Raw genomic sequence first — 1,017 nt, forward strand, 5'->3', positions numbered from 1 at the left:
TTTAATGACAACTAAGCGGGTGCAAAGTGGTTTTGCCTTACTGGTTGATAATTTCTTTTATGTCGCCAATTATTTTATTAGCTAAATGGTCGGCCGTAGCGTTAGAGTCCGATTCAGCATAGATGCGAATGATAGGCTCGGTGTTAGACTTGCGTAGGTGCACCCATTCTTTATCGAACTCAATCTTAACACCGTCTACCGTATTGATTGGCTGCTTGGCGTAGCGCTCTTGCATCCGTACCAGCACCGTATCGGTGTTAATTTCCGGCGTGAGTTCAATCTTATTTTTGGAGATGAAGTAGTTCGGGTACGAAGCCCGCAACCGCGTCATTGTTAGTCCACTTTTCGCCAAGTGGCTCAGGAAAAGCGCAATTCCTACCAACGAGTCACGTCCGTAGTGAAGCTCGGGGTATATGATGCCCCCGTTACCCTCACCACCAATTACGGCGTTGGTTTCCTTCATCTTGTTCACCACGTTTACCTCTCCAACGGCAGCGGCGGCGTAGCTTCCCCCATGCTTCTCGGTTACATCACGCAGGGCACGAGTACTGCTTAGGTTGCTAACCGTGTTGCCGCCTCCATTCTGCTGCAACACATAGTCGGACACGGCCACTAGCGTATACTCTTCTCCGAACATAGTACCGTCTTCGTTCACCAACGCCAAACGATCCACATCAGGATCTACTACGATACCCACGTCAAAGGAGCCTTTCTCCAGCACTCGGGCAATATCACGCAGATTTTCTGGTAGCGGCTCAGGGTTGTGAGCAAAATCACCGGTAGGCTCGCAAAATAGTTTTTCAATAATCTCTACGCCCAGCTGCTCTAGAAGCATAGGTACAGCAAAGCCGCCTGTAGAATTCACAGCATCTACTACTACCCGGAAGTTACGAGCACGAATAGCTTCTTTGTCTACCAAAGGCAGGGCCAGGATAGCATCGATATGCTGCTGTAAGAAGGCGTCGTCCGTTGAGTATTTGCCTAGCTTCGTTACGGGAGCAAATACAAACGACTCCG

1 protein-coding gene is annotated in these 1,017 nt (G+C 49.4%); it reads right to left on the bottom strand.

From position 1 onward, the window contains the following. Nucleotides 1-37 precede the first annotated feature (37 nt). The coding region (locus VI25_RS20990; RefSeq protein ID WP_055562821.1) for a phosphoglucosamine mutase at nucleotides 38-1,017 on the bottom strand (980 nt) is incomplete at its 5' end.

The sequence above is a fragment of the Hymenobacter sp. AT01-02 genome (assembly GCF_000961955.2).
Taxonomy (GTDB): Bacteria; Bacteroidota; Bacteroidia; order Cytophagales; family Hymenobacteraceae; genus Hymenobacter; species Hymenobacter mucosus.